Source organism: Vibrio sp. Isolate34 (assembly GCF_022397915.1).
GTDB lineage: Bacteria > Pseudomonadota > Gammaproteobacteria > Enterobacterales > Vibrionaceae > Vibrio.
Map to the genome: position 1 here is coordinate 45,972 of NZ_JAKEUO010000006.1, position 24,114 is coordinate 70,085.

General features: G+C 43.5%; 25 protein-coding genes, 2 tRNA genes and 1 pseudogene. 4 read left to right on the top strand and 24 right to left on the bottom strand.

Features of this window, described 5'->3' with window-relative positions:
• Positions 1-150: 150 nt before the first annotated feature.
• The 3 genes from L1D22_RS08450 to L1D22_RS08460 form a co-directional block, all read right to left on the bottom strand.
• Positions 151-567: a MarR family transcriptional regulator gene (locus L1D22_RS08450; RefSeq protein ID WP_017059185.1), complete on the bottom strand. Its 417-nt coding sequence runs from the start codon at positions 565-567 to the stop codon at positions 151-153.
• Positions 545-1,540 carry a CDF family Co(II)/Ni(II) efflux transporter DmeF gene (gene dmeF / locus L1D22_RS08455; protein ID WP_239829407.1) on the bottom strand — a complete coding sequence of 332 codons (996 nt, stop codon included), beginning with the start codon at positions 1,538-1,540 and terminating at the stop codon, positions 545-547. Before dmeF ends, L1D22_RS08450 begins: the two co-directional genes overlap by 23 nt.
• Before the next feature lie 277 nt (positions 1,541-1,817).
• Positions 1,818-2,729 (bottom strand): LysR family transcriptional regulator, encoded by a 912-nt coding sequence (locus L1D22_RS08460; RefSeq protein WP_239829408.1) that lies wholly within the window; start codon positions 2,727-2,729, stop codon positions 1,818-1,820.
• A 213-nt stretch (positions 2,730-2,942) separates the two neighbouring features.
• Between L1D22_RS08460 and L1D22_RS08465 the strand changes: the two genes are divergently transcribed.
• On the top strand, positions 2,943-4,202 hold the full coding sequence (locus L1D22_RS08465; protein ID WP_239829409.1) for an adenylosuccinate synthase: 1,260 nt from the start codon (positions 2,943-2,945) through the stop codon (positions 4,200-4,202).
• 92 nt (positions 4,203-4,294) lie between these two features.
• Here L1D22_RS08465 and L1D22_RS08470 read toward each other — a convergent pair whose 3' ends face one another.
• The 15 genes from L1D22_RS08470 to L1D22_RS08540 all read right to left on the bottom strand — a co-directional run bounded on the left by L1D22_RS08470 (position 4,295) and on the right by L1D22_RS08540 (position 17,095).
• Entirely contained in the window at positions 4,295-5,236 is a 942-nt protein-coding gene (locus tag L1D22_RS08470) for a sensor domain-containing diguanylate cyclase (protein ID WP_239829410.1), read from the bottom strand.
• 153 nt (positions 5,237-5,389) lie between these two features.
• Positions 5,390-6,028 carry an OmpA family protein gene (locus tag L1D22_RS08475; RefSeq protein WP_239829411.1) on the bottom strand — a complete coding sequence of 213 codons (639 nt, stop codon included), beginning with the start codon at positions 6,026-6,028 and terminating at the stop codon, positions 5,390-5,392.
• An 8-nt stretch (positions 6,029-6,036) separates the two neighbouring features.
• Positions 6,037-7,593, bottom strand: coding sequence for a TadE/TadG family type IV pilus assembly protein (locus L1D22_RS08480; RefSeq protein WP_239829550.1), 1,557 nt, complete (start codon positions 7,591-7,593; stop codon positions 6,037-6,039).
• A 10-nt stretch (positions 7,594-7,603) separates the two neighbouring features.
• Positions 7,604-8,161 (bottom strand): tight adherence pilus pseudopilin TadF, encoded by a 558-nt coding sequence (gene tadF / locus L1D22_RS08485; protein WP_239829551.1) that lies wholly within the window; start codon positions 8,159-8,161, stop codon positions 7,604-7,606.
• Positions 8,151-8,633 (bottom strand): TadE family protein, encoded by a 483-nt coding sequence (locus L1D22_RS08490; protein WP_239829552.1) that lies wholly within the window; start codon positions 8,631-8,633, stop codon positions 8,151-8,153. The genes tadF and L1D22_RS08490 overlap by 11 nt, the downstream gene beginning before the upstream one ends.
• The gene (locus tag L1D22_RS08495; RefSeq protein WP_239829412.1) at positions 8,620-9,357 is read right to left on the bottom strand and encodes a tetratricopeptide repeat protein; all 738 of its coding nucleotides are present in this window, start codon (positions 9,355-9,357) and stop codon (positions 8,620-8,622) included. Before L1D22_RS08495 ends, L1D22_RS08490 begins: the two co-directional genes overlap by 14 nt.
• A gap of 12 nt (positions 9,358-9,369) precedes the next feature.
• Positions 9,370-10,212, bottom strand: a complete 843-nt coding sequence (locus L1D22_RS08500; RefSeq protein ID WP_239829413.1) for a type II secretion system F family protein — start codon at positions 10,210-10,212, stop codon at positions 9,370-9,372.
• Complete coding sequence (locus tag L1D22_RS08505; RefSeq protein WP_239829414.1) at positions 10,209-11,111, bottom strand: type II secretion system F family protein; 903 nt, start codon at positions 11,109-11,111, stop codon at positions 10,209-10,211. Before L1D22_RS08505 ends, L1D22_RS08500 begins: the two co-directional genes overlap by 4 nt.
• 1 nt (position 11,112) lies before the next feature.
• Positions 11,113-12,384, bottom strand: coding sequence for a CpaF family protein (locus tag L1D22_RS08510; RefSeq protein WP_123487204.1), 1,272 nt, complete (start codon positions 12,382-12,384; stop codon positions 11,113-11,115).
• Positions 12,381-13,622 carry a chromosome partitioning protein ParA gene (locus L1D22_RS08515; RefSeq protein ID WP_048658589.1) on the bottom strand — a complete coding sequence of 414 codons (1,242 nt, stop codon included), beginning with the start codon at positions 13,620-13,622 and terminating at the stop codon, positions 12,381-12,383. Before L1D22_RS08515 ends, L1D22_RS08510 begins: the two co-directional genes overlap by 4 nt.
• Positions 13,622-14,101: a hypothetical protein gene (locus L1D22_RS08520; RefSeq protein WP_239829415.1), complete on the bottom strand. Its 480-nt coding sequence runs from the start codon at positions 14,099-14,101 to the stop codon at positions 13,622-13,624. The genes L1D22_RS08515 and L1D22_RS08520 overlap by 1 nt, the downstream gene beginning before the upstream one ends.
• Positions 14,098-15,468 (bottom strand): pilus assembly protein N-terminal domain-containing protein, encoded by a 1,371-nt coding sequence (locus tag L1D22_RS08525; protein WP_239829416.1) that lies wholly within the window; start codon positions 15,466-15,468, stop codon positions 14,098-14,100. Before L1D22_RS08525 ends, L1D22_RS08520 begins: the two co-directional genes overlap by 4 nt.
• On the bottom strand, positions 15,468-16,292 hold the full coding sequence (gene cpaB / locus L1D22_RS08530) for a Flp pilus assembly protein CpaB (RefSeq protein WP_210468277.1): 825 nt from the start codon (positions 16,290-16,292) through the stop codon (positions 15,468-15,470). Before cpaB ends, L1D22_RS08525 begins: the two co-directional genes overlap by 1 nt.
• A gap of 22 nt (positions 16,293-16,314) precedes the next feature.
• A complete protein-coding gene (locus tag L1D22_RS08535; RefSeq protein ID WP_239829553.1) occupies positions 16,315-16,740 on the bottom strand; it encodes a prepilin peptidase in 426 nt (141 codons plus the stop codon).
• 136 nt (positions 16,741-16,876) lie between these two features.
• Positions 16,877-17,095: a Flp family type IVb pilin gene (locus L1D22_RS08540; protein ID WP_239829417.1), complete on the bottom strand. Its 219-nt coding sequence runs from the start codon at positions 17,093-17,095 to the stop codon at positions 16,877-16,879.
• Between the two features lie 414 nt (positions 17,096-17,509).
• On the opposite strand from L1D22_RS08540, the gene L1D22_RS08545 reads away from it, so the two are divergent.
• The gene (locus L1D22_RS08545) at positions 17,510-18,403 is read left to right on the top strand and encodes a LysR family transcriptional regulator (RefSeq protein WP_239829418.1); all 894 of its coding nucleotides are present in this window, start codon (positions 17,510-17,512) and stop codon (positions 18,401-18,403) included.
• A gap of 597 nt (positions 18,404-19,000) precedes the next feature.
• On the opposite strand, the gene L1D22_RS08550 is transcribed toward L1D22_RS08545, so the two are convergent.
• From L1D22_RS08550 to L1D22_RS08560, 3 genes are all read right to left on the bottom strand, one after another.
• Positions 19,001-19,077 (bottom strand) — tRNA-Val (locus L1D22_RS08550).
• 70 nt (positions 19,078-19,147) lie between these two features.
• Positions 19,148-19,224, bottom strand: a tRNA-Val gene (locus tag L1D22_RS08555).
• Positions 19,225-19,392: 168 nt separating this feature from the next.
• Positions 19,393-20,055 (bottom strand): DUF2726 domain-containing protein, encoded by a 663-nt coding sequence (locus L1D22_RS08560; RefSeq protein WP_239829419.1) that lies wholly within the window; start codon positions 20,053-20,055, stop codon positions 19,393-19,395.
• A gap of 282 nt (positions 20,056-20,337) precedes the next feature.
• Here L1D22_RS08560 and L1D22_RS08565 point away from each other — a divergent pair, with 282 nt between their 5' ends.
• Positions 20,338-20,523, top strand: coding sequence for a hypothetical protein (locus L1D22_RS08565; RefSeq protein WP_239829420.1), 186 nt, complete (start codon positions 20,338-20,340; stop codon positions 20,521-20,523).
• Between the two features lie 186 nt (positions 20,524-20,709).
• Here the strand turns inward: L1D22_RS08565 and L1D22_RS08570 are convergent.
• Positions 20,710-21,275: pseudogene (locus L1D22_RS08570) on the bottom strand (GGDEF domain-containing protein); the annotation flags it as partial.
• 506 nt (positions 21,276-21,781) lie between these two features.
• Here L1D22_RS08570 and L1D22_RS08575 point away from each other — a divergent pair.
• A complete protein-coding gene (locus tag L1D22_RS08575; RefSeq protein WP_019824125.1) occupies positions 21,782-22,888 on the top strand; it encodes a M20/M25/M40 family metallo-hydrolase in 1,107 nt (368 codons plus the stop codon).
• 105 nt (positions 22,889-22,993) lie between these two features.
• Here the strand turns inward: L1D22_RS08575 and L1D22_RS08580 are convergent, their stop codons facing one another.
• Positions 22,994-23,416: a DUF3859 domain-containing protein gene (locus tag L1D22_RS08580; protein WP_048617234.1), complete on the bottom strand. Its 423-nt coding sequence runs from the start codon at positions 23,414-23,416 to the stop codon at positions 22,994-22,996.
• A 68-nt stretch (positions 23,417-23,484) separates the two neighbouring features.
• On the bottom strand, positions 23,485-23,853 hold the full coding sequence (locus L1D22_RS08585) for an ATP-binding protein (RefSeq protein WP_239829421.1): 369 nt from the start codon (positions 23,851-23,853) through the stop codon (positions 23,485-23,487).
• Positions 23,854-24,114: the final 261 nt, after the last annotated feature.

Genomic DNA, 24,114 nt, shown 5'->3' on the forward strand with positions numbered 1-24,114 from the left:
TTTTGGCTCATCAGAGGAGCCGGAATGAGGTTTAATATCTAGATTTATAAAAAATGGACCGCCCCTATTCGGATACGATCCACTTGTCTGCCTTCGTGACCGGTGATTAGTGATTGTTGATTCGACTTTCTGCTAAAACTAAAACTAAAACTAAAACGCTTTAACCATCTTAGTCAGGCATTTCAACAATACGGCTTTCTCATCTTCTTCGATGTCTTGCGTTAGTTCATTAACGAGGTTCAAGTGAAGTTGGTTGTGGTGAACGTGGATCTTCTGACCTTCATCGGTCAAGGCCACCACAATCGCACGACGATCAGTTGGGTGCTCATGGCGCTCGATCAACTCTGCCTTAACCAACTTCTCAATTTGAACAGTAAGTGTGCCAGTAGTGATGCCTAGCTTTTCTGCCAGCTCTTTCATTCTTAACGCACCATGCATACCAAGCACTTCGATGGTATGTACTTGCGCTAAGGAGTAACCCGTTTCTTTGACAACAGATTGCTCCCACGAAGACATTTTATCGTAGAACTCAGTCAGTATTTGATTAAGCTGTTCTATATTTCGCATGGCCGTTTGAGTGCACTTCAAGAGTAAGATGACTAATCTTATCAAACTTGGCGAGAATTTGTTTATATTCAGAGACGCTTTTATCGCTGTTTGATTCAAGAGTAATCGCTGCTGAGTAGTGATGCCCGCTCACCTTCCACATGTGTAAATCGGTTACGGCGGCATAAGGAGCTAAAGCTTCAGTTATGTCGTTACGGTACTCATCGTCAATATTTTGGTCGAGCAAGATTGGACTTGTCTGTTTCATGAGGTTCATTGTCCATTTGGCAATCACAACCGCACCAACCATACCCATTGCGGCATCCAACCAGTTCCAACCGTAAAACTTACCAAATAGCAGAGCAACGATCGCCAACAGAGAAGTCAATGTATCGGCCAAGACGTGCATGTAGGCCGCTCGCAAGTTGTGATCGTGATGTTGCCCTTTGTGCTCTGCGTGTTCTTGATGCCCATCATGTTGATGATTGTGGCTGTGTCCCTTATGTTCAGAATGAGAGTGTTCGTGTCCATGAGCATGTCCGTGGTCATGATGATGATCCCCTAGCAAAAACATACTCACGACATTCACTGTCAAACCAATACACGCAACAATAATCGCTTCATTAAACTTAATCGCTTGTGGATTAAACAAGCGATGTACTGACTCCACCAGCATCAACAACGCCACAATACCCAATGCTATCGCGCTGGTGTAGCCTCCTAACACACTGACTTTGCCCGTACCGAAAGAGAAGCGTTCACTGTCAGCATGCTTCTTCGCATAACGGTATGCGAACAAGGTGATACCAAACGCTGCTGCATGCGTTCCCATGTGCCAACCATCAGCAAGTAATGCCATGGAACCGTAAATGGTACCGGCAACGATCTCTACAACCATGGTGGTGACAGTTAACAAGAGAACGTAGAAAGTGCGTTTTTCACCTTGTTGATTGTGTGAAGAGAAGTTGTGTTGATGACGTGTTGGAAAACTCAAAATGGCGTCCTTAGATTGTGTTAGTAGTTAGACGATCTTTCTTAAGAAGAGAATTTTGATTAACAAGTAGTTTGACAATCAAATCAATTGATTGAAATTTAGTTTGATAATCAAACTTTGTCAACGATGAATTTTGAGGCTCTGATTTACAGAAGGAATGGATGATGAGAGCTTTAAGTTGTTTCTCTAGTCTATTGCTCTGAGCAAAAACAATGCTTTACCTGCACAAAAAAGCCCACACGCGGTGGGCTTAGATAGATCTAACAGAAAGATGGAGTTATTGGTTTTGCAACAGGGTGATCTCATCATTCACCCAGCCTAATAGCTGCTTGGTCGCTTTCGACAAGACTTGGTTCTGCCTCACGATGTAGCCAAGGCTGGTGCTAGAGAAATTGGTCAACGGTGTCACTTTGGATTTCAGATGCTGCTTGGTTGAAATCGCAAACTCTGGAATGATTGCCACACCAAACCCCGCTTCTGCCCAGTCGATTTGAGCGTCGACGCTCCCTACTTCCATGACCCTGTGATTAGGTAGGTTTAAGCTCGGTAAACCTTCATCGATGAAGTCACGCGTTCTCGTATCATGACCCAGTAGAATCAAAGTCAATTCCGCTTCTGCACCTTCATCTTCGAACTGACTTTCTATCGAATTATTTGCGCTTTGGATATCTAATCCATCGCCAAGTGCACACCATGAAAGCTCTTGCAGCTTGGTAAAATAGAGTGACTCGTTTTGCTGTTCTTTCGCTATCACGAACCCAAGATCTGCCTGAGCATTCTTAACCAAACTCGATGCCTGAGACGACGTGGTATTCAACAACGTGAGATCGATACCCGGATATTGCGCTTTGAATTTTTGGAACGGACGAATCAGCAAGAATCGAGAAATGATGTCACTCACAGCGATGGTTAGCGTCCCTATTTTAAGGTCGTTGATCGCATTGAGATCAGCCTGACAAATCTGGAGTTCGAGTAGCGTCCTTTGGCTTGTTTCCAACAGCCGTTCACCCGCTTGAGTCAGTTGAAATGGGCTTCGCTCTATCAACTTTATGCGTGTTTGTTGTTCTAACTGCTTTAGATGCAGGCTCACATTAGGCTGCGTCATGTGCAGTGCATTAGCCGCTTTCCCGAAATGTTTGTACTCCGCGAGCGTCACAAACGTTTTCAACAAATTAATATCAAGCATCATGTCCTCTCTCGGTCCATTTACACATCTTCTAAAGCGAAGGATATCCCCACCTCGTCATTCCCTACAGTAAGGGACGAACGTCATAGGGAACCTCGCTTATGGGTTAAGAATTTAAGAGTATATGGAATCCTTATCAAGATAATAAAGATAATTAATTTCTCTTATTTTTATTGCAGGACTAACATGATTTCTCAATCAGTCAGGAGAAAAATTATGCCATCTATTGTTGTTGTAGGCGCAAACTGGGGCGACGAAGGCAAAGGCCGTATCGTTGATTTTTTAGCAGATCAAGCTTCTGCTAGCATTCGCTTTCAAGGCGGAAACAATGCTGGCCATACCGTAGTAAACGACTTCGGTACGTTCAAACTGCATCAACTACCTAGTGGTATTTTTAATCCTGATTGTACGGCGGTTCTTGGCCCTGGCATGGTGATCAGCCCTGCTGCGCTAACTGAAGAAATTGCAGAAGTACAAGCAGCTGGTATTGAAGTTAAGATGGCTATTTCAGACCGTGCGACACTGTGTCTGCCTTTACACGCACTTGAAGATACACTTGAAGAAGAACGTTTGGGCGATGGCGCTTACGGTTCAACACGTCAAGGTATTGCACCTGCTTACGGCGACCGCGTGATGAAGAAAGGTATTCTTGTGGGTTGGTTGAATCAGCCTGAAATTTTAGAGCAGCGTATTCAATTCCTGCTTGATTGGAAAATGCCTCAGCTTAGAGCGCTATACCCTCAATGTGATTTCACTCAGACGGCTTCTGAAATGACAGCGTGGCTACTTGAAGTGACTAAGGCTTGGCGTCCGTTCATTTGCAACGTGACTGAACCACTTAAAGCACTGCAATCACAAGATGCAAATCTATTGTTTGAAGCTCAACTAGGCGCAGGTCGTGACCTTGTCTACGGTGAATACCCTTGGACGACGTCTTCTAATGTAACTGCAGCTTACGCAGGTATCGGTAGTGGCTTACCTGCACTTCGCCCTGAGCGCGTTATTGCCGTTGCTAAATCTTTCAGCTCGTCTGTTGGTACTGGCACACTAGTGACTGCAATGGAAGAGCAAGACAGCTTCCGCGAAAGCTCTAACGAATACGGTGCAACAACAGGTCGCCCGCGTGATATGGGTTACTTTGATGCGGTAGCAACTCGTAATGGCGTTGACCTGCAAGCCGCGACTGAAATCGCACTGACTAAGATTGATTGCCTGTCTGGCTTATCTGAACTTAAGATCTGTACCGCTTACTCAGGTGAACACACTGAGAACCCAATTTGGCCACAGACTGCTGAACTGAAACCTGTTTATGAAGATATGGCTGGTTGGGACGAAGACATCACGGGTTGCCGCACGTTTAAGAGCCTTCCTCAAGCTGCACAAGATTACGTAACTCGTATCGAAGAGTTGATGGGCGTGCCAATTGTGATGGTATCGGTCGGTCCTGAGCGCGAGCAAATGATCATTCGAGCTTAGTTTAGAAAGCTAAACCATCTACATCTACATCTACATCTACATCTACATCAAAGCCTACATCCAGTGGGCTTTTTTACAGTTGTCATCAACGTCTAAATCTTGTGCTTCTTATTGAGGTACATGTTTTCATCGGAAGACTTTATTAGATTAATGATGTTGAAACTTCGGGATTCCGCAATGCCACAACCATATGAAAAACCGAGTGGTACCTCATCATCACAACGAAAACCTTCAATGAAATCATCAAATTCAGCGTGAATTTTACTGATTAAATCAGAAGCATAACCCGGCTCTTCTGAGTGTATGACGACAATGAACTCATCCCCACCGATTCTTGCCGAGATACTGTTATACGTTGAGTTGTTTTTTATGCACGATGCAAACCCAGAGATATAATCATCACCTTTGAAGTGGCCATAGGTATCGTTTATGTACTTCAAATTATCCAAGTCGAAATACAAACAAACGATCTCGCCATCGCTGATGTTTGCTTTGTTGAATTCGTGGAAAAAGCCTCTTCGATTAAGAAGCGTAGTCATAATATCAAAATGACTGTTCTTGTATAAAATCCGACTCTCTTCTTTTAATAGGATCTCAGAACGCAGCAAGGTTGAAATGTTTTCAATCAAGTTAATTTGGCTTTGCGAATACGTTGTTGGCCTCAAATCGAACACCAAAAGAACCGCAAACACTTCACCATCGACATCCCTTACAGGAACGCCGCAAAAAGATTTGTAGGCATCCGCTCCTTTTGCAGTCGTGGATTCACCATCAGAGTGACCACTCAAATAGACCGTGCGATTTTCGTTGTGTACATACTCACAAAAGAGACTAATTTTGCTCTTATGTTGGTTGCACGATATGTTTGAGGAGCTCCAAACAATTTCAGAACCAGAGCAGCTCAAATCAGAGATCATAATGATACCTGCGTTAGACGCGTCCATTATGTCTCGTATGTTATCCAATATTGATACCCAGGTATCTATATCGATATTTTTTTCCATCCCTTCAGAAGAGATTTTATCAAAAAGCATTAATATTTCTTTAGTGTAAGACAGTTAAACTTGATTGAATATTCATTAGTATACGTTGTAACAAAAATTCCAAGAGCGATAATTTAGGGCGGTTATTACCTAGTACTAAGAACTAAGCAAGCACCAAGTTACAACCAAACCCAATCGTGCATCTTAATTTTCTAATTCGACGCTATCATTTTCAGAAGACCAAATCTCGGAGCGTCTATTCTGCGCTCTCCCCTCTGCGGTTGCATTGGAAGCTATAGGCTTACTTTCACCAAACGAACGAATAACGAGGCGGTTTTTCTCGATACCATCTGCGATTAAGCCATTCGATGTAGCCAGTGCTCTCTGTAGCCCTAACGCTTGGTTGTAACCTTCTGAGCCCGTGCTGTCAGTGTGACCATCTACAGTAATTGAACTGCCATTAGTCTGTAATTCACCTGCTAATTGGCTCAATGCTTTGCTGCCCATTAGCGTTAAGTTGTGTTGGTCGAAACCAAAATGAAGGCGAGCCAACAGCCCTCTGCGCTCTTGGTTACTGATCCAAGTTTTACAGCCTGATTGATTCATGCCCAGATTGGATTGGCCTGCTAACGCTTGTTTTAACTCGCTGCTGTTAGACGACTGATCTATTTGTAGAAAGCCTTGTCTATGCTGTGCAATGCCGACGACATCATCGACTCTTACACTATGCTGATATTCACTGAATGCGGTGTCGCAATAAACACTGATACCTTCTTCCGCATGGACGATAAAACTAAGTTGCAATGTCGATAGGACGATTGAACTGATCATTAACTTTTTCATATTTTCCTCTAGTACAACTTAGTGATTCCGCTTGTTTTTGAGCCTTTACGGATGAGTTCTTCTATCTTTTCAATCAATTCATCTAGGTTAGATACATCGATGATGTCTTCATTTGGGTCTTCCACACAGTCTTGAAAACCACTTTGTTGGGATGCTCGAAAATCGATACCAATAACACCTATGTATAAGCCCGGTATCTCTTCTCTTGCTTTGTCACACATGCCTCTGTCGACTAACCCTCTGAGGATGCCGTTATCAGGGCTTTCCTGACCATCACTTAAAATGAGCAGCATCTTGATTTTCTTGTTGTAGGCTTGCTGTTCTTCTTGATCGGCGCTGTTCGGGTCACCGTCATGCAAGATTTGCGAACCTCTCAATATCCCCTGAAAGGCCGCAGTTCCCCCGTCTGCCCACATCGAATTAATCGGATTCAAGTCTGAAAGCTTGTTCGATAGGCGAATGTTGGAGAACTGAGACGAATTGGAAGAACCATGCGCGTTAAATAGCTTTGTTCCACTCACACCATAGAAATCAGGTTGTAACCCCGACTTGTCCGTAAACATGGTCGACACTGATGTCGATAAATCTACATAGTTATAAACATCAGCAACGGCGTATCGATCTGCATTGATCACATCCTTTATACGTTTGGCATACTTTTGGTTATCCGATTTTGGATTTGAACAATATGACTGCCAATTCGCACAGTTGGTCACTTGATTTTCCGAATACGTACGCCAGTAATCCCAGTCGACATCGTTGTAGGAATAAGGTGATACGTTGGTTTTATAGTTATCTTTGTAGCTTAATTGGCTTGTTGCGTTGGCTTTATTACCCGAGACGATTTCCCTCGTTCGAACGTTAAAAGGCACAAAGCCAACTCGGTTAAGCAGTTTGTCTCCAGTTGTATCTTCACCCGGCTCATCGCACACGTCTTTGAATTCTCCATCGACATTCTCTTGATCAATCGATGTGCAAAGGATTTTGCTGGATATTTCATCGATGGCCGTTTTCAGATCATCGATTTTTATGTGTCTACTTGAGCCCCATCTTTCGTTCATTGAACCGGAAAAGTCCGACACAAAAACAATGTCGATGTTGTTGTCACCCAAATAAACCGGGTACTTTCTCGCTAGCGAGCGTCCCGCTAAGTCTTGCTGCTCATCAAAAGATGGAATAAAGCTACTCGCAAACCAAGAGTCATGTGTCGTCTCGGCATTCACTGTGTATTGGATGTATTCAAGAACCCCTGCACCCTCGTCTTCTGCTTGGTGGAAACGGTCTGCAGAAAGGTGGGTTGATTTAATATCACGAACATAGTTTTCGACATATTTGGTCGCAAGAGTGCGAGCCTGATCCGGTTGATCTTCAATCGTCACCGCTATGGCTGCCGCCTCTGCTGAATCTCGTAATCGACTGGTCTCTTGAACGTAACGTGTGCCTTCAACCGCCCAAAAGGTCATGCCCATGATTGGAACAAGCAATAAGCCCATCCACACCGCGGCAACCCCTTGTTGTCTCTGGAGACTGATATGCTGGCGATTGATATGACGCCCGTGCTGCATTTTCATTTCACTATCTCCCTGGCATGATTGAAGATGACCCAATCTTAACCGTGGTACTCGTGCCACCGTTGAAGAAGGGTTTGAACCAAGAGCTCTCCTCTTCACAAAGGCTGATGCGGTACAATGGATAAACGACTCCCTTCTCTACGGGCGCCAAATCTGCATGATCGAGAATCGAATCGGTTTGGCAATTTAAGCTTCGGTACTTGCTGGTTGAGAATTCAGCGACATTAACTTTATTAGTCAGTGACTCTATCTTGATCGCCACGTTATCGACGGGTGTATTGAGCATTCGACTTGCCACTTTCGCCATGTCTTCTAACTCAGCATTGGTTACGGGTAGGTTTTGTCCTGCCAGCACGTCGGCTTCAAAGTAACGAGTGCGCTCTTTAATGACATTCACCAAAGCAAAGCTGGATCGATCGAGCTTGGCACGCACGAGCAGCTGGTAACTCAGATCTGCAGCAAACAGGTAAACGCCCCACAAAGCCACAAGGATGAAAACTAGTTCAATGGTGTAAGAGCCTTGTTGGCGACGTTTCGAAAACATCCCTTGATTACGGAGCATCATCTGCCCACCCCTCGTGTTCTAGGTTCAAAACCATGGTGCGTGAAATATCTCTATCTGCGGCTCCGGCCAACTTAATGACTGGGGTATAACGGTAGGTCACGGTGATCTCGGCTAAGTCGTAATTGAAGTTCAAGCCTTGATCTGAGTGACCCCTGTTCGCGATAAAATCGTCATAGGTTTTGAAATACTGACCTGCAATAGAGAAACGAGAGCTATCAATTAAGAAGCTCCAAAGGTTGTCATCGTCTTCAATTAACGACCGAAACTTATTCTCGTACTGTTCATTGATCCCTTTACCTTCATATATCTTGGTATTCCTGATAGTTTCTCTCAGCGAATACTCAGTCATGTTCACAACGTAAATTTGGTAACTCGATTCGAAGATCGCAAAGGTGGCAAAAAACAGTACAAGCGCACCTAATACAAACTCAATCGCAGTCACACCCTTCTGCTTATTAAGACGCTTCATCATTAACTCCTACTTGAGTCAATTCAGCGGCGATGCTCTGGATCTCTTCCGCTGAAAAATCGCCTTTAAGTAACTTTTTGGCTGAGTCGATTTGCTGAGTTTTCATTAGTGCGATAGCTAGGTTCGCTTTAACGGTTTTATTCGCAGGGTCTTCTTTTAAAACCGGGGCCAGCGTTTCTATTGCCTGTTGATACTCGCCATTGGCCATTTGAATCATCGCAATATTATTCTTAACAACAACATCGTCGTAACCACGTAAACGAGCTCGATTCAGTTCTTGGTAAGCTTCATTAAATCTTCCAACTTTTGTGTATGACACGCCGAGTAAGACGTGAATTTGCCCCGTGGTATTCCCCGTATCTACTGACGCCATGTAAGCAGCAATCGCACTTTCAACGTCATTTCTTGCATCAAACACTTGCCCTTCTAACTGGTACAAGTTGGGATTTTCAAACCCCTCTTTTTGCAAATGTTGAACATAGAAGTCTGCCGACTCGATATCCCCTTTATGGAAATATGCCCAAGCCAGTTTCTCTTTAACTTCTGGGGCTTCGGAGCCCTGCTCTAGCTCGGATTTGTAATAACTAATCAAGCCGTCATAGTTGTTCACTTTCTCCATGCTCGTGACGTCGGTAAGCTGCAGGTCTTGTGGTGAAGGGGCCGATTGACAACCCGCCAATACACTCAACGTGAGCAAAATGACACCGATGCGTTTTCCAATCATTCGTAATTCTCCCTAGATGCTCAATGTCATTTGCATGATGCTCGGCGCGAGAATCAGGATAACGATCGGGAACATGATGAAGAGGATCAAAGGCACGCTCATCTTCGCTGAGAGCCTACCCACCTTTTCCTCGACCGTAAGAATCTGGACCTTTCGCATATCTTCTGCGAGATCACTTAACACGTGCGCCACGGATGTGCCGTATTGCAGGTTTTGAATGATGGTCAATACAAAGCTTCGAACAGGTGGCGTCGGAATACGTTCACTCAAGTCATTGAGCGCCTTTTCTAGACCGTGAATTTTCGCAGAGTCGGAGGTGCGCTTAATCTGGTAACAAAGGTCGGAATCAAATTCCGCTAACTCTTTGCCCAAATAGACTAGCGCCGCTTCAATCGTCATACCGGTTTGAACACAAACCGACATCATGTCGAGCAAATACGGCAGTTGAGCTGAGGTTCTGCTGATTAACATCTTGCGTCGCATTTGCAGCAAGGTATCTGGCACTACGATGACGGCAATCAGCGAAAAAATAACCACGAGCAGCTTGTTAGTGGATGTCATATCCCCTAATAACACCAACCCTGAAATCAACGCCAATACCAATAACTTGGCTGGGAAATAGAATTTCGCCCACTCGGTGTTGTAATAGCCGGCCTCAATCATCTTTTGCTCAAGCTCGTGTCGATGTTCTTTACCAAAACGAACAAAAAAGCGGTTTACACGCGAAGGTGCGCGAACAGCATCATCGCCAATATAGAGTGCAACTTTCTTATGTCGCTGCTCTTTGCGAATCGAGTCGACTATTAGAAAGAGTAACGAAAAGAACAGCACAATAAGGGAAGCCAGTAACATCATGCGCGCACTCCTCTTACTAATAACCAAACAATGAACAAACCAAAAAGCTCACTGCCCAACACGTAAAACAATATGATTCTTCCCTCTGGATCATAGAGAACAAAATCCACATTAGCGGGATTAACATAGTTAAGAATAATCATAAAAATCAAAGGAATGGCTGCAACGATTTTGGCGGATATTCGGGCTTCTGAAGTCATTGCCATCTTCTTTTTTTCGAGAGTTCGAGAGTCAACCAAAACTCTAATCAGACGTGCTAACACGCCCTTAAGTTGACCACCTCGAGCGATGTTTGCCCTGATTGTCACGGTAAAGAATAGAAACTCTGGGTACGGGTAGTTTTTGCACGATCGCTGAAGAACCACTTCTGGAGACTCACCTAACTTCAGTCGCTCCCCCATTAGCTTGAACTCGCGCCCTATTGGGTTGTGCATCACATCGCCAACATAACTGATGGCTTGCATTAAGCTGTCACCCGCAGTAACCGCACTCATCAGAATATTCAGCGCATCAGGGAAGGTGTTTTCAAAATCACGTCGTCTTCTGGTGACCAGAAAACGATAGCCGAATAAGGTAAACATCAAAGAGGAACCAAGCACCAACCAAGAATTAGTGATTGAGAGTAGATCGGTAACGATGTACCAAGATGCAATCAGGCTGCCCGTAATATAGAGCGCGATGTATAACGTCGAACGCGGCCCCAACACCATCAATGTCGGTGATATGGACTCTTTGAACTTTTGCCATCCTTGCTTGCGCACTAACGATTTAACATTGATAGCATTAAAGTTTTCCGCTTCCGCTTCTTCCATATTGAAAAACTGGTGAACGTTTTTGACCTTTGAATCTCGGATCAAAAGCAGCACAAACGCAAACAGGATTAATGAAACCCAAAGCATGCTATGCCCCCTTAAACGATGCGATAAGCTCGTCATAGAGCCCAAAGAATTGCGCTTTTTTGACTAGCTCAGAACGTTGCATGATGCCGTCAGTAACAAATTCACCTTTAACGTTTTCACCGTAGTGCGCATCGTCATAACGAAAGCGATAGATCTCTTCCATCACCACGCTCTCACCCTCCAAACCAACAATCTCAGAGATGCTCGTGATCTTACGAGAACCATCACGCAGTCTATTAACCTGAACAATCATCTGAACGGCACTGACGATCGTTCTTCGAATCGCATCTAGAGGTTGATTCAAGTTCGCCATCATCACCATGGATTCAACACGGGCAATCGCGTCACGCGGTGTATTGGCGTGCAATGTCGACATTGAGCCATCGTGACCGGTATTCATGGCTTGGAGCATTTCGAACGCTTCAGAGCCACGGCACTCACCCAGAATGATTCGGTCTGGACGCATACGCAGTGCATTGATCACCAACTCTCGCTGGGTAACCGCTCCGGTCTGTTCAACACTCGAAGTACGCGTTTCCAAGCGAACTAAGTTGGGTTGCTGGAGGCGCAGCTCGGCCGCATCTTCAATCGTAACGATACGTTCGTCTTCAGCGATGTATTGAGACAAAGCGTTGAGCAACGTGGTTTTACCTGAGCCAGTACCGCCAGAGATCAATACATTAATTCGACAGCGCGAAGCGATCATCAGCACTCTTGCCATGTCTGGAGACATCGACCCAAAGCCAATCAAATCTTCAAAACCGATGTTCTGCTCTCTGAACTTACGAATGGAGATCGATGTGCCATCCAAAGAAATTGGAGGAATTACGATGTTCACACGACTACCGTCTTCCAACCGAGCGTCGACCGTTGGAGAGAGTTCATCGACACGTCTCCCGACGCGGGATGCAATACGCTTGGCAATAGCGAGCAGCTGCTCCTCATTCACAAACGAAACTTCGGATTTTTTGACCTTGCCGTGTCGTTCGAAAAAGATGTTGTTTGGCCCGTTCACCATGATGTCGGAGATAGACTGGTCTTCAACCAAAGGCTGTAAAGGGCCCAAACCAAACAGTTCATCGATAAGGCTTTTCACCAATCCCGACTTCATCATTGAAGTGATAGGTCTTTGATAGCTGTTCGCCAACAAATCTACCGCTGCTTGTATCTGAGATTCGAGGTCTCGACGGCTCATTTTCTGAACCGCTTCTGCGTCTAGGGCTTCAAATATCTGACCACGAAACGCGAGGTATAAGTCTTTATTAGAACTCATTTAGCACGCACCTTTTTCAGCCAAGAATTCATGCCCTTCTGATCCATAGGTTGACCATTAATCAGCTTCACCAGCTGCTCCATAGAACGACTGATATGGCGGTCGTGCTTGTGCCCGCGTTTACCATCAATAATGATGTGCGCTAACGCTTTGCAGTAATCCACTTCTAGATCGACATTGGCACCCAAATACTTGGTCAGGTCGGGCTTTTGTAAAACGTAAGCATTTTCCGGGCGGTGATAGTTCACCACTGTTATCACGCGCGTGCGTGAAGATAACGAAAGCTGTAAGTTGGACACTTTCTCAAACAATCGCTTCGCACTTCTTACCGAAGACACCGACGCATCTAAAACCAGTACCACCACATCAAAGTTTTCTACCAAGAGTTGAGGTTCAACTTTGAAGTCCACCCCACCTGAAAAGTCTTCAATAATGAAGTTAGCGTTACGCGCTAACAACTCACACAAAGTCTGGTTGTAATTAAGAACATCGGTTTGACTCATGTCGCCATCAATCGCCAACAGACGTAAATTCTTGCGAGCGTTAATTAAGTAACTCAGCGCTCCTTCTTCATCCATTTCATGCAATGGCGCAGTAAACTCATCAATGGTTCTCGGCTTAAAGTCTTTTAGCCCAAGCAAAACGTCAATATTGGTATCGGCATATTGATGGTCGACAAGAATCGTGTCCGAGCCTTGAGTCGACAACAGTGAACCCAACTCAGTAGTGATAAACGACGCACCTACGCCACCTTTAGCGCCGACAATCGCGACTCGCTTAGCTTTACGTTTTTGGCTCACACCAGAGAAAGTCTTAAGGTTCTTGCTCACGTGAGTTAAGAAGTCCGCAAACTCCTGCTTGTTCACCGGCCAGAAAACGTAGTAAAAACCCATGTCTTTGAGCGAACGCAGCGTAGAAATGGCGTCCTCTTTGCCAATCACCACGACCCCTTTGTGTGTAGGCAGTTTGCTAGCAAAGGATTTAGCATCTTCAACAACATTGGTTGATTCGTTTAGCTCTAGAATCACAATGTGGCTGCTTTGTTGCTCTGTCAGTTTGGTTAAACCGGCTTTGGCTTTGACACAAGCAGGATCATTCCATCCTTCAAATCGAAAGACTTCTTGAACAAGGTCTAAACACTCTTGAGATTGATAGAACAATGTACATCCGGCAACACCTGTCGCTCCGGTCTGAACTGGCTTGGCCTTGGTTGTTAATGCTTTCGTTAGGTCAAACATTATTGCTCTCCTACCAAACGAGACTTGTAAGCCACTTGCTTCAAACGCATCGATTCAGCAAAGCAATCTTGCTGCCTCAACCGAACGTGAATCTGCGCTGGTTTGCATTCTTGAGTCTTCAAACGCGTTAACGTCACCTGAATATTGAGATCAGTAGGCAACAATTGAGCGCTTCGATACGTCACTCTTTGTGGCGCGATAAGGTGTGAAGGATATTGTTTAAAGATCGCCTGCAACATCTGTTTGGTGCGGGGAGATTTGTAATCCACGACATAGGTCGCTTCTTTGTCCATCGACTCAATATCTTGAATTAAAGCAGTAATCTGTTTGGTCGTTTCAGCGCGGTTTTTCATCGCAAACTCAAAACTGTGGTGCTCTTTGTACACCAAGGCTTCAGAACCCTGTCCGACAAAGTATTGCTCAGAGGTGCAGCCGAAAAGTGACGTGGTAAATAACGCCATCAATAATAATTTCTTCATTGGATAAACCCTCCTTGCGACAACAGGCGAATCGTTGCATCAGATGACGTCACCGACTTGCCATCCCATTCGACGTTAAGCCAACGCGCCAATGTAGAGGTCTTTTTGATGTAAGGCAGCTGAATGTCTTTCGGCTTAATTGGTTCGACGAGATTCACGGTAGCAACGATGATCAGCTCAGTTCGCTTTCTTTCTGTGGTTGCTTTTCTGAATGCAGCACCAAGTACTGGAATATCGCCAACGAAAGGGATTTTTTGCATTTTTTCCAAATCAGCACTGCTCATCAAGCCACCAAGAACGAAGCTGTCGCCATCGGCCAGTTCAACGGTTGTCATGGCACGTCGTGAAGCCAATTGTGGGACTTTGATTCCTGCCGCTTCAACATAACCTTCGACTTCGCTCACTTCAGGCGCTAACTGCATTCGGATTTTGTCCTGGCTAAGCACTTTTGCAGTAAGGCCGAGTTTGATGCCGAACTCTTTGAATGAAATGTTGACGTTGCTGCTGGTAGACACGATAACGGGAACTTCGCCACCTACTAGAAAGCTTGCCGACTCACCGGATAACACGGTCAAGTTAGGCTCAGCCAATACCTCTGCAATCTGATCATTGCCTAACGCTGTGATTAACGTGCTGAGGTTTGCCGCATCGAACTGATCGAAAACAAACTCACCAACACTTGAGCCTACTGAGCTCCAATCAACCCCAACGGTTTGTCCAAACGATTCCGTTACCTGAGCGACTGAGATTTTGACATTGACTTGCTGAGTGGTCGCAACTTCAATACGTTCGATGATCCCTTCCCATGTCATATTGCGGGCAAATACCATGCTTTCGGGTTCTTCGTAATTTGAGCTATCAGATTTAAACTCTAACTTCTGAGTTTTGTCCCATTTCTCGGTTTTTTCGCGTCCCAATAGAGTCGCAACCAAACGATAGATGTCGTCACGAGTCGCTTCGGAATCAACAAGACCACTTACGGCGACTTGCTCGCCTACAGACTGAACCTTGACCTCAGCGTCAGGGAAATGAAATTTGAGTTGGCGCCTAATATCCGTTAGATCCAAATCAACAATAATGCGATCGGACAGCAATACATCGTCGTCAATTCCATAGACAATCAAACGCGATTGCCCAATGCTATTGGCGAAGACGACCAAGGTGTTGTCGTTGATCACTTTGTAGTCAACGATATCAGGATTGTTAATGAACACTCGACCAATCGGGCTTTTGAATTTGATGTGCTGACCATCGTTGAGCGTGATAGAACGATCGGCGGCAAAAGTGTTTGTTATAGAAAGAAAGCCAATCAACGCTGCTAAGATGGAAACACGCAGTGCTTGCTTGATTCGATGATGGAGCATCATTACAAAGCCTCTCTAGAGTTATTCTCATTACCACGTAGCTCAGCAATACCGGTATAGTTATCGATAATGTTGCGTACCTCCGCGACCTCAGGTTGCGTATAGGTTTGGCTTCGATAGATTTCGATGTGCATCGTGCGTTGTGCTAGCGCGAGTTTTGGTAATTCATCAGGCTTAACTTCGATGACCACCGTAGTCAGACCGTCCTCTTTGCTCGGCGCTCGAGCGGTAATTGAACTGTCGCCAGTTTCGTCATTTCCAATGTTGAGAACTTTGACATTTTTAAGAAACATCGAGGCCTTCACTCCTCGAAAGCGCTTCGGCTTATCGATATTTCCAGCCAAGTTAGCATTAGGAGAACTCACTGTGAGGATATCGATGTGCGAACCTGGTCGGATGTAATCGTTGATCAGGTTTTTGTCACTGACTTTAAGTGGGTATAACGTCATGCCTTCTGTTATCAAGAGATCAACATATCCAGGCTGACCTGGTGTTACTTGGTATTCAGGCAGTACTACCTCACTGGCGTTAAGGTCGCGATTTAGCAAAGTGGAAGGAGCAAAGCTGATTTGAGCATCTTCTCTAACACCCAGCGTTAAAGCTTCACTTAAAGGAAGTTGTTGTTTAACGACACCTTGTGCATCAATTGCACGCCCTTTTTCGTAGGCTTTGGTGGTCATCCAAACGGCAACATGTTCTTCATTTTTTTCAACGACCGTTTCAGCCGCTACTTTCGGTTGCGGCTCACTTTTGAATAGGTCGATAACGCCTAGTGCACCCACGATTAAGGCAGCAATGGCCACAAGTAATACCAGTCGGGATCTCATAATGTGCTCATTTTTTGGAGGTTTATATATGTGGCGTAGATTGAGTTAAAATTACTAAGTAAAATCCAATGCTAATTGCTATTCCATATGGAATACCCTCTTGCTTATGGGCATTTCCTCTTATTAATTTTTTACTTATTAGATAAGCAAGCGCTAAAATACCACCAGCAAAAGCCGTCAGAATATACGCCAATAATAAGTCATTAACAGGGATGGTAAGTGACAAAATAACGACGTATTTAATATCACCCGCGCCAATCCAAATCAGCTTATATAGAATAAGTCCTCCACCTAAAATCAGTAAGAAACTCATAATTTGGATATCTAATGGGGATATGAAACACTGCAAGAAGAGTAGTACGAACAAGGCATAATTTTGTATCTTACGATAGAGAAAATCAGTAGCCGACACATATATACTCAATATTGCCAAAGTCACTAAATACAATTCATGACTAAAAATTGGAAATACCACCTAAGTTTGGTTAAAACAAATCTTATTTCACATTGTAAATTAACCATGCCAGACCAATGTGGACATAGGTCTGGCATGAATATCTTTCGACATCGTTTACATAGAAAACCTATGGTGTCGGAGCGGCGCCAGCAGATTTTATCGTATCGGCAATCGTATCAAACGCATTTCCTAATTCCGTAATGAAGCCACCGCTCCCCACAGCTACACTGACTAATACAGCCATTGCAACACCGATTAGACCATATTCAATCGCAGTTACGCCGCGCTCATCGTTCTTGAATTGTGATAAAAACATGTTTGTTTTCACGTATAGCTTAGTAATCATTATTTGTTCCTATAAGGGCTGTTGAAAATTCGTCGCCATTATAATTAGCCCACCTACTCAGGGGAAAATACCCCCTATCGACTTTATCAATAGGTAGAACAAAAATTGATCAAAATAAAAATAGTGAAATTAATCAAAAAGATAATAAATCTATGTTAAACAATGAGTTACAGCCAAAATCACTATCAAAAATCTATATTAATTTAAATTTATAAACTTAAAAAGTAAGATGTAGCTCAATCTTTTTTGTTATATACGACTTATATAACCTTTAGATATAACCCAATTGATAATTTATTAGGCTTTATTATTCATTATAAAACTTGTTGAAATACAAGTATCATCACGCTATTGTTCTTCGAATCAACAGACAATAATAAATATAATTTCTTTGTCTCAAAGGTTAGTCGAATCATGAAACTACATTTCGAAAATATTGTTTCGTTCATAGCAGTAGTTGAAGAAGGTTCATTTAGCTCTGCTGCACGCAAGCTTGGAAAATCACAGTCAACAGTTAGCACAGCTGTTCAAAATCTTGAGTCAGACTTAGGTTTCAACGTATTTAATAGAGAGCACTCTAAAGTCTGGTTAACAAAGAAAGGAGAACGCCTATTCCAATTATCTTTACCTGTGGTATCAAAATATCGGGAATTAATCACCGTTGCGCAGCAGATGAATATATCTGACCAGATAGTTTACCGCGTGGGTATCGATCCATTGGTGTTCAATAAAAATGTAAAGAAGACACTACTAGCATTCTCGGAAGCATTCCCGAATGTCGACTTACTTGTAGTGACGAAACCCAGCTTCGTGTTAGGTAACTATATAAATGAAGGGAAGATAGACCTAGCGTTGGGTAATCCGTACCACAAGACCAATTACGACTTCAACATCGAGGAGCTATTCCACGTTAACTGCTGGTGGGTGGCCCATGAAGACTTAGTCACCTTGAAGTCTCAAGCACCGTCACAGCGAGTGCTATTAATGGACGGTTGTGAAGAGTTGCTTAACTTATCTAACATCGCAGCATACAACCTATGGCGACTGGATGATTTAGGAACCATCATCGATTTATGTAAAGCTCAAAAAGGCATCGCTTTTGTACCGGGGTTTCTTATTGAAGGTAATATCAAAGAACATAAACTTAAGGTTATTACCGATCACCCCGACTTTTTTGGTAAACGAGTTATTGCATCCCTTTTCTGGCAAATACATTCTGACTTTAGCTTGTTTAATCAGTGGATCAAAAAGGAGTTACAAACCAGTACTCAATATAAACAAACATTTGTTGCTGATTTAGCTCAATAACGCTCTCTTAAAATCTGGCAATCACGTTCTGGTACATTAGCCAACTTCGGGATTGATACTAATAAAAACATACATCTTGATATAGTTCCGAAACAAATTATAGATAATAAATATAATTGACGTCGTTATATTTTGTTTATTTTATAGCTCACCAATTAAAACTTAACGACAGCTATAACCTCTCATTGCTTCGATTTAATTGATAAAAATAACTTCAGAGTATTTATCGCCTTACTCGTCATTTGCTGACCGCGAAATCTAGGTTTAACTGCTTGGTAGTAAATCAAAGAGAGGGATTGTCGAATGGCCGTCCACAAGCTCACTAAGGGGGCTTAGGTAGATACGCATCTCTAGTCTGTCTGAGGCGACTTAGCTTTCGCGTAACCTCATACAGCGATATAGACGAGTAAAACTAGGCTGATTGGTTATTGACTATATTCATCCCTTTAATGCAGATACACACGAAGCCTCATTAGGTCTACAACGCCGTTTGGCAAGACACACAGGGACTCATAAGAACTGGAAGGTTGTATAGGAGTTATGAGAGGAATTTCAGGCACAAAAAAGCCCACGCTAGGTGGGCTCTTTCGTATAATGTGGTGCCCGCTACTGGACTCGAACCAGTGACACCTTGCATGTCATGCAAGTACTCTAACCAACTGAGCTAAGCGGGCAATGTTCTAATTTCTTATTACTACCATTGTGACAAACTCAATAGTTATGCAATAAAAATTAAAGAAGGAATGGTGCGTCCGAGTGAACTCGAATCACCGACCCCCGCCATGTCAAGGCGGTACTCTAACCAACTGAGCTACGGACGCATTCCTTTAGAACGAGGAAGATATTAACGACTGATTTATTGTGGCGCAAGTAGAAATTACACTTGAATCAACCGTTTGCTCTTATTCGCATCAATACGTTGAATTTTTAGACGTGAAACGTAAATAAAGTTGAGTTATATCACACTCAGAGATGCGCCCTACTTTACGCTATTCGTCATCCACATCGAATACAACGTTATAGTTTTCGGTATAAGTACAGTTAGGTTGGCGGCTACACGTAAAGAAACGTCGACCTTTATAATCACCTTGGCTTGCAAGCTTGATGATCATCGGGCTGCCACACTTCTTACAGAATCGAACCTCTTTGGCGGGCTCGATCAGATCGATGTGTGTCGCGAGCAGTCTCTTCAAACGACTTACTTGGTAACTGTGTTTTACTGACGCGCCAATGAGCGGCAAGCCCGCAGACTTACATACATGAATAAGCAGTTTTTCGCGGTCAACTTTGCCTTTGTTTAACTCTTTGCCGTTATCCAGTTCGATGATCACTCGTGGTTCTAATGTTCTTGGGTCGCAGACCACAAAATCAAAATAGCTACGCGATATCTTGTTGTTGGCAATAAACCAGTTCTTCTTGGTGTTTGTCTTGGCCGGCGCGAGTACATTCGCCATATTCACTTTAGCAAACACAACACCATGATTACCTACGGCCGAGGTCAAGGCATTGTAAAAAGTGGCTTGCTGCATATTGAGCAACGCCCCTTTCTTTTGATAGGCATGGTCTTTAGTGTCGTCATGTTTGAATACGTACTTCTGGATGAAGTAAAAGAAGACAACAAGCACTACTACAACGATAAAAATATTAGTCATTAATGAACACGGTCGCGTAAATAGGGAGATAGAAATAGTTTGTAGCGTAAGTAGAAAACGACCAAGTGGCAAGAAAAAGAGAATCAGTTGTTAACGCTAATCACGCCCTTTGGACAATACCAGTTCGCTAAGTGCTTGATTGTGAGTTTTGAGATCTAGACGTAGCTCTCCAATTTGAACACTCTTCGATGATTTAACCACCAAATTGATTTAGATCAAATTACGTTAATTTGTAATCAATTAGCCTAAAAACGTTAGCCAAATGTTAATAAGGACATTGATATGGAACTCAAACAAGACCCAAGATGTTATACCGACGTATGTGTAGATGGTAAGTGGTTCCACTATGACCACTGCGGAACTCAAGCTTATATGTTAAAGGGCGGATCTTCTGCGGTGATTGAACTCGCGAAAGAGCCTGCAACAGAAGGTGAACTGGTTGAGTTGCTGCAAGGTATTGCTAAGTAATTTAAATCAACAAGTACGAAAAGCGCTTAGGGACACGGCTAATCAAAATACCACGGTTAGCACAGAAGACACACCAAACAGCAACTAATACAGAACAAGTTGGCTCTCTGTTATTAGGCTAACATCGCCCTCTAGAAGTTAGCTGCCTTTTTATTCTGACTAGTTAGTTCTTATTCGCTCTATTCGTTATTTCTTAAAAGACACAACTTGGTTTCGACCTGATTCTTTCGCTTCATAAAGCGCATCATCTGCGGCTTTCAGGTGCTTTTATAGGTATCACTATTGAGTTGCTCAGGAGTGATATTGATCGAAGCCCCTATCGAGGTAGTAATGCTTAGGGGTTTAGATGACGTATCCACCGGTGTTTGAGCAATCGCTGCACGAATAATTTCTAGCTGCTGTTCAGGGTCTAGCGCTCCCGACAGCAGTAAAACAAATTCTTCTCCGCCCCAACGAGCGACAACATCATTGGGGAACAAATGTTGTTGAATGCGCCTTGCCACCTCAACCAACACTTGGTCACCCACATCGTGCCCATAGGTATCATTAACTTGCTTAAAGTAATCAAGGTCGAGAATAGCTAGGCTAATGCCAAACGATGTATCGTTGAAAGGCATAGGGTCAGCCAGCAATTGCTCCAAGTAGCGTCTATTGTACAACCCTGTTAACTCACATGTTGTCGATTGAGCCAACAACGCCTTGTTAGTCCTCTGTATAGACCGTAAACTAACAATCAATAACGCAGCGCTTAACTTTGGAAGCTTGTTAAGCTCTTTTGAGGCAAAAAGAGGATCACTGTGTGACAATTCGAGGAGATGAGTCAGCTTTTTCCCATATTCTGTTTGGGAAAGCTCTTTTTCTGGTGTGTAGACAGAGGTGTCATGAACTTGAGGCTTGCTCAAATCAACCTCATTTAAAGGATACAAAAGATAAAGACCAAGCACGGCACTCATTGTAACAACGAGCAGAAACGATCCTAAAACGTTGTTTTTATTCACATATCAATGCCACCATAGATTGCATGCTTATCTTAAGGCTCACTTATTGAAATGGGTTATGCAGTATACCCGAGCAATATACAGATTAAAATGTTGTCTATTGGTCGAACTGAATCGTGTTTTTCTCATTAATTGGAATAATCAGGCGACTTTCTTGATTTAACTCAGACAATCATCCTACAAAAAGGCGTTATAGTGATTTTCCTGTTCCTATAGCCGTGACTTCTAAGGAAAGAGCGGAACCATAATGAGAATTAACAATGACCCAAATTAATGAACAACGTCTTGTCGACCATTTCTGCGATCTTGTGAAAATCGATAGTGAATCACGCAACGAAAAAGCTATCGCTGAAGCGCTGGCTGAGCAGCTAGGCGAACTAGGCTTTGACGTACATAAACTGGCAGTTCCAGAAGAAGTATCAAACGGTTTCAACATCTACGCGCGTTTAGATGGCACACTTCCAGGTAGCACAGTATTCAGCTGCCACATGGACACAGTAACGCCAGGTATCGGCATTGAGCCAATCATCGAAGACGGTATCATCCGTTCAAAAGGCAACACGATCCTAGGCGGTGACGACAAGTCTGGTATTGCGGCTATCATGGAAGCGGTTCGCGTAATCCAAGCTGAAGGCCAAGCACACAAAACTATCGAAATCGCATTCACAGTATTCGAAGAAGGCGGTCTATTTGGTTCTTTGAACTTCGATATGTCTTACATCCAATCTGAGCACGCTATTGTACTAGATACAGGCGGTCCGATTGGCACTATCGTAAATGCAGCACCTGGCCAACAGAAAATCGTTGCGAAGATCAAAGGTCGCCCTGCTCACGCTGGTCTAGCACCAGAAGAAGGCATCAGCGCGATTCAAGTGGCAGCAGACGCTATCACTAAGATGAACCTGCTTCGCATCGATGAAGAAACAACAGCAAACGTAGGTATTGTTGAAGGCGGTCAAGCGACTAACATCGTAATGCCAGAGCTTAAAGTGGTTGCTGAAGCACGTTCTCTTAACGGCGAAAAGCTAACGGCACAAGTTGAGCACATGATCTCGACATTCGAAGAAAGCGCGAAGCAATTCGGTGCTGAGGTAGAAATCGAATCAACTCGTGCTTACGATGCATTCGTTATTGCTGATGATCACCCGCATATTCTTTCGATCAAATCGGCATTCGAGAAACTTGGCGTAACGGCAAACACCAAACGCACTGGTGGCGGTAGTGATGCAAACAACTTCAATGCTAAAGGTCTAACAACCGTTAACCTATCGACTGGTATGGCAAAAGTTCATACCACTGAAGAATACATCGCAGTGAAAGACATGGTCGCGATCACTGAGTTTGTTGTGGCTTACGTAACACAATAATCTTACTTGTGAGCTAGGTGGTCACTACCATTTAGCTGATATCAAAAAACCGAGTCTAGTATGGACTCGGTTTTTTTGTGCCTGTACTTAGACAAAAGTTCGAATCTAGAAACCCCTACGCTTCCAAAATTGCCCTTCATCTTTTGCTACTAAGTCGAATGTCTTGTCTGCAACAATGTTGCCCTTTAGTTCGACTGTCATACGCCATTTACCAAGCTTGTTTGAGACAGGAGCCCAAATAGTGTCGCCTAGGTAGAAATCCCAGTCATTGTTGCCAACGTATTCTTCGCCATCGAACGGTTCAAGTACTTCGCCTTTGTCGGTGGTGATGTTCGGGTGGTAGATGCAGTAACGAATCTTTTCGCCTTTGGCTTTTTTAATATTCAAGATATAGCCAAACTCAACGTCAATTTCAGCATCAACCGTTGTGGTAAATTCTTGGATTTTTGGAAGATCTTTAGATTTAGAATCCCATGTGGAGTAAATACCATAAGAAGTCATGTCGACCACAACAGAGCGCTTTGCCATTTGAATCGTTACCTTGGAGTTGTTCTATTAATTTAATCTATACGCCATTAAGCCACGCAAGCACGAGGCTATTCTTGCCAATCTTTCGCCATTCGCTTAATCACTGAAGGTTCAATATCGTGAATGCTGCCATATTGCTCTCGGCATACTTCAATAATCAAGTCCGCTTTGTATTTGAGTACAAGTTGGCGATAGGCTTTCATTTCCCACTGTTTGATGAAGGTATTTGAGACCACCACATCAAGACCTTGCTTTAGACCATCTTCAGCCGTGTTCTGACACCACTCATGAGCCTGCTGCAACTGCCTCGGATCGAAACGATACTCACCTTGTTCATTCACATAATACATGTCCGCCTCGACATGCAATGCATCGTAGGTTTTCGCTTTTGTGGACTTACCCGAACCGGGCAACCCTCGAATGAGTATTAACTTCATCAATCACTTTACAGACTTATTTTAAAACATGAGTTTATCTTAAATACTAACGGGCTGCTCTGAAAACTGCCCCTATCCTAACCACTTATACAACTCTCTAAGCATTATCCGAATCGACAAACAACGTGATGATCTGCCCTAAAAACCGATGTGTTGCTTCTGATAAAAAACACAAATAATTTACAACTATCCATTTTGTATATCGACAAGCGTATTAAACTACTATAGATTTAGATGTATAGACGTCTACATATCTAGCTT

What these genes read in the sequence shown, in the direction of transcription:
- L1D22_RS08565 (WP_239829420.1), top strand. Translation starts at nt 20,338, where the DNA reads ATGGAACTCAAACAAGACCCAAGATGTTATACCGACGTATGTGTAGAT.
- L1D22_RS08480 (WP_239829550.1), bottom strand. Translation starts at nt 7,593, where the DNA reads ATGCAGCACGGGCGTCATATCAATCGCCAGCATATCAGTCTCCAGAGA.
- L1D22_RS08585 (WP_239829421.1), bottom strand. Translation starts at nt 23,853, where the DNA reads ATGAAGTTAATACTCATTCGAGGGTTGCCCGGTTCGGGTAAGTCCACA.
- L1D22_RS08470 (WP_239829410.1), bottom strand. Translation starts at nt 5,236, where the DNA reads ATGCTTTTTGATAAAATCTCTTCTGAAGGGATGGAAAAAAATATCGAT.
- L1D22_RS08450 (WP_017059185.1), bottom strand. Translation starts at nt 567, where the DNA reads ATGCGAAATATAGAACAGCTTAATCAAATACTGACTGAGTTCTACGAT.
- L1D22_RS08460 (WP_239829408.1), bottom strand. Translation starts at nt 2,729, where the DNA reads ATGATGCTTGATATTAATTTGTTGAAAACGTTTGTGACGCTCGCGGAG.
- L1D22_RS08575 (WP_019824125.1), top strand. Translation starts at nt 21,782, where the DNA reads ATGACCCAAATTAATGAACAACGTCTTGTCGACCATTTCTGCGATCTT.
- tadF (WP_239829551.1), bottom strand. Translation starts at nt 8,161, where the DNA reads ATGCTCCGTAATCAAGGGATGTTTTCGAAACGTCGCCAACAAGGCTCT.
- cpaB (WP_210468277.1), bottom strand. Translation starts at nt 16,292, where the DNA reads ATGAGATCCCGACTGGTATTACTTGTGGCCATTGCTGCCTTAATCGTG.
- L1D22_RS08515 (WP_048658589.1), bottom strand. Translation starts at nt 13,622, where the DNA reads ATGTTTGACCTAACGAAAGCATTAACAACCAAGGCCAAGCCAGTTCAG.
- L1D22_RS08525 (WP_239829416.1), bottom strand. Translation starts at nt 15,468, where the DNA reads ATGATGCTCCATCATCGAATCAAGCAAGCACTGCGTGTTTCCATCTTA.
- L1D22_RS08520 (WP_239829415.1), bottom strand. Translation starts at nt 14,101, where the DNA reads ATGAAGAAATTATTATTGATGGCGTTATTTACCACGTCACTTTTCGGC.
- L1D22_RS08490 (WP_239829552.1), bottom strand. Translation starts at nt 8,633, where the DNA reads ATGAAGCGTCTTAATAAGCAGAAGGGTGTGACTGCGATTGAGTTTGTA.
- L1D22_RS08500 (WP_239829413.1), bottom strand. Translation starts at nt 10,212, where the DNA reads ATGATGTTACTGGCTTCCCTTATTGTGCTGTTCTTTTCGTTACTCTTT.
- L1D22_RS08505 (WP_239829414.1), bottom strand. Translation starts at nt 11,111, where the DNA reads ATGCTTTGGGTTTCATTAATCCTGTTTGCGTTTGTGCTGCTTTTGATC.
- L1D22_RS08560 (WP_239829419.1), bottom strand. Translation starts at nt 20,055, where the DNA reads ATGACTAATATTTTTATCGTTGTAGTAGTGCTTGTTGTCTTCTTTTAC.
- L1D22_RS08475 (WP_239829411.1), bottom strand. Translation starts at nt 6,028, where the DNA reads ATGAAAAAGTTAATGATCAGTTCAATCGTCCTATCGACATTGCAACTT.
- L1D22_RS08510 (WP_123487204.1), bottom strand. Translation starts at nt 12,384, where the DNA reads ATGAGTTCTAATAAAGACTTATACCTCGCGTTTCGTGGTCAGATATTT.
- L1D22_RS08495 (WP_239829412.1), bottom strand. Translation starts at nt 9,357, where the DNA reads ATGATTGGAAAACGCATCGGTGTCATTTTGCTCACGTTGAGTGTATTG.
- L1D22_RS08540 (WP_239829417.1), bottom strand. Translation starts at nt 17,095, where the DNA reads ATGATTACTAAGCTATACGTGAAAACAAACATGTTTTTATCACAATTC.
- L1D22_RS08580 (WP_048617234.1), bottom strand. Translation starts at nt 23,416, where the DNA reads ATGGCAAAGCGCTCTGTTGTGGTCGACATGACTTCTTATGGTATTTAC.
- L1D22_RS08545 (WP_239829418.1), top strand. Translation starts at nt 17,510, where the DNA reads ATGAAACTACATTTCGAAAATATTGTTTCGTTCATAGCAGTAGTTGAA.
- L1D22_RS08465 (WP_239829409.1), top strand. Translation starts at nt 2,943, where the DNA reads ATGCCATCTATTGTTGTTGTAGGCGCAAACTGGGGCGACGAAGGCAAA.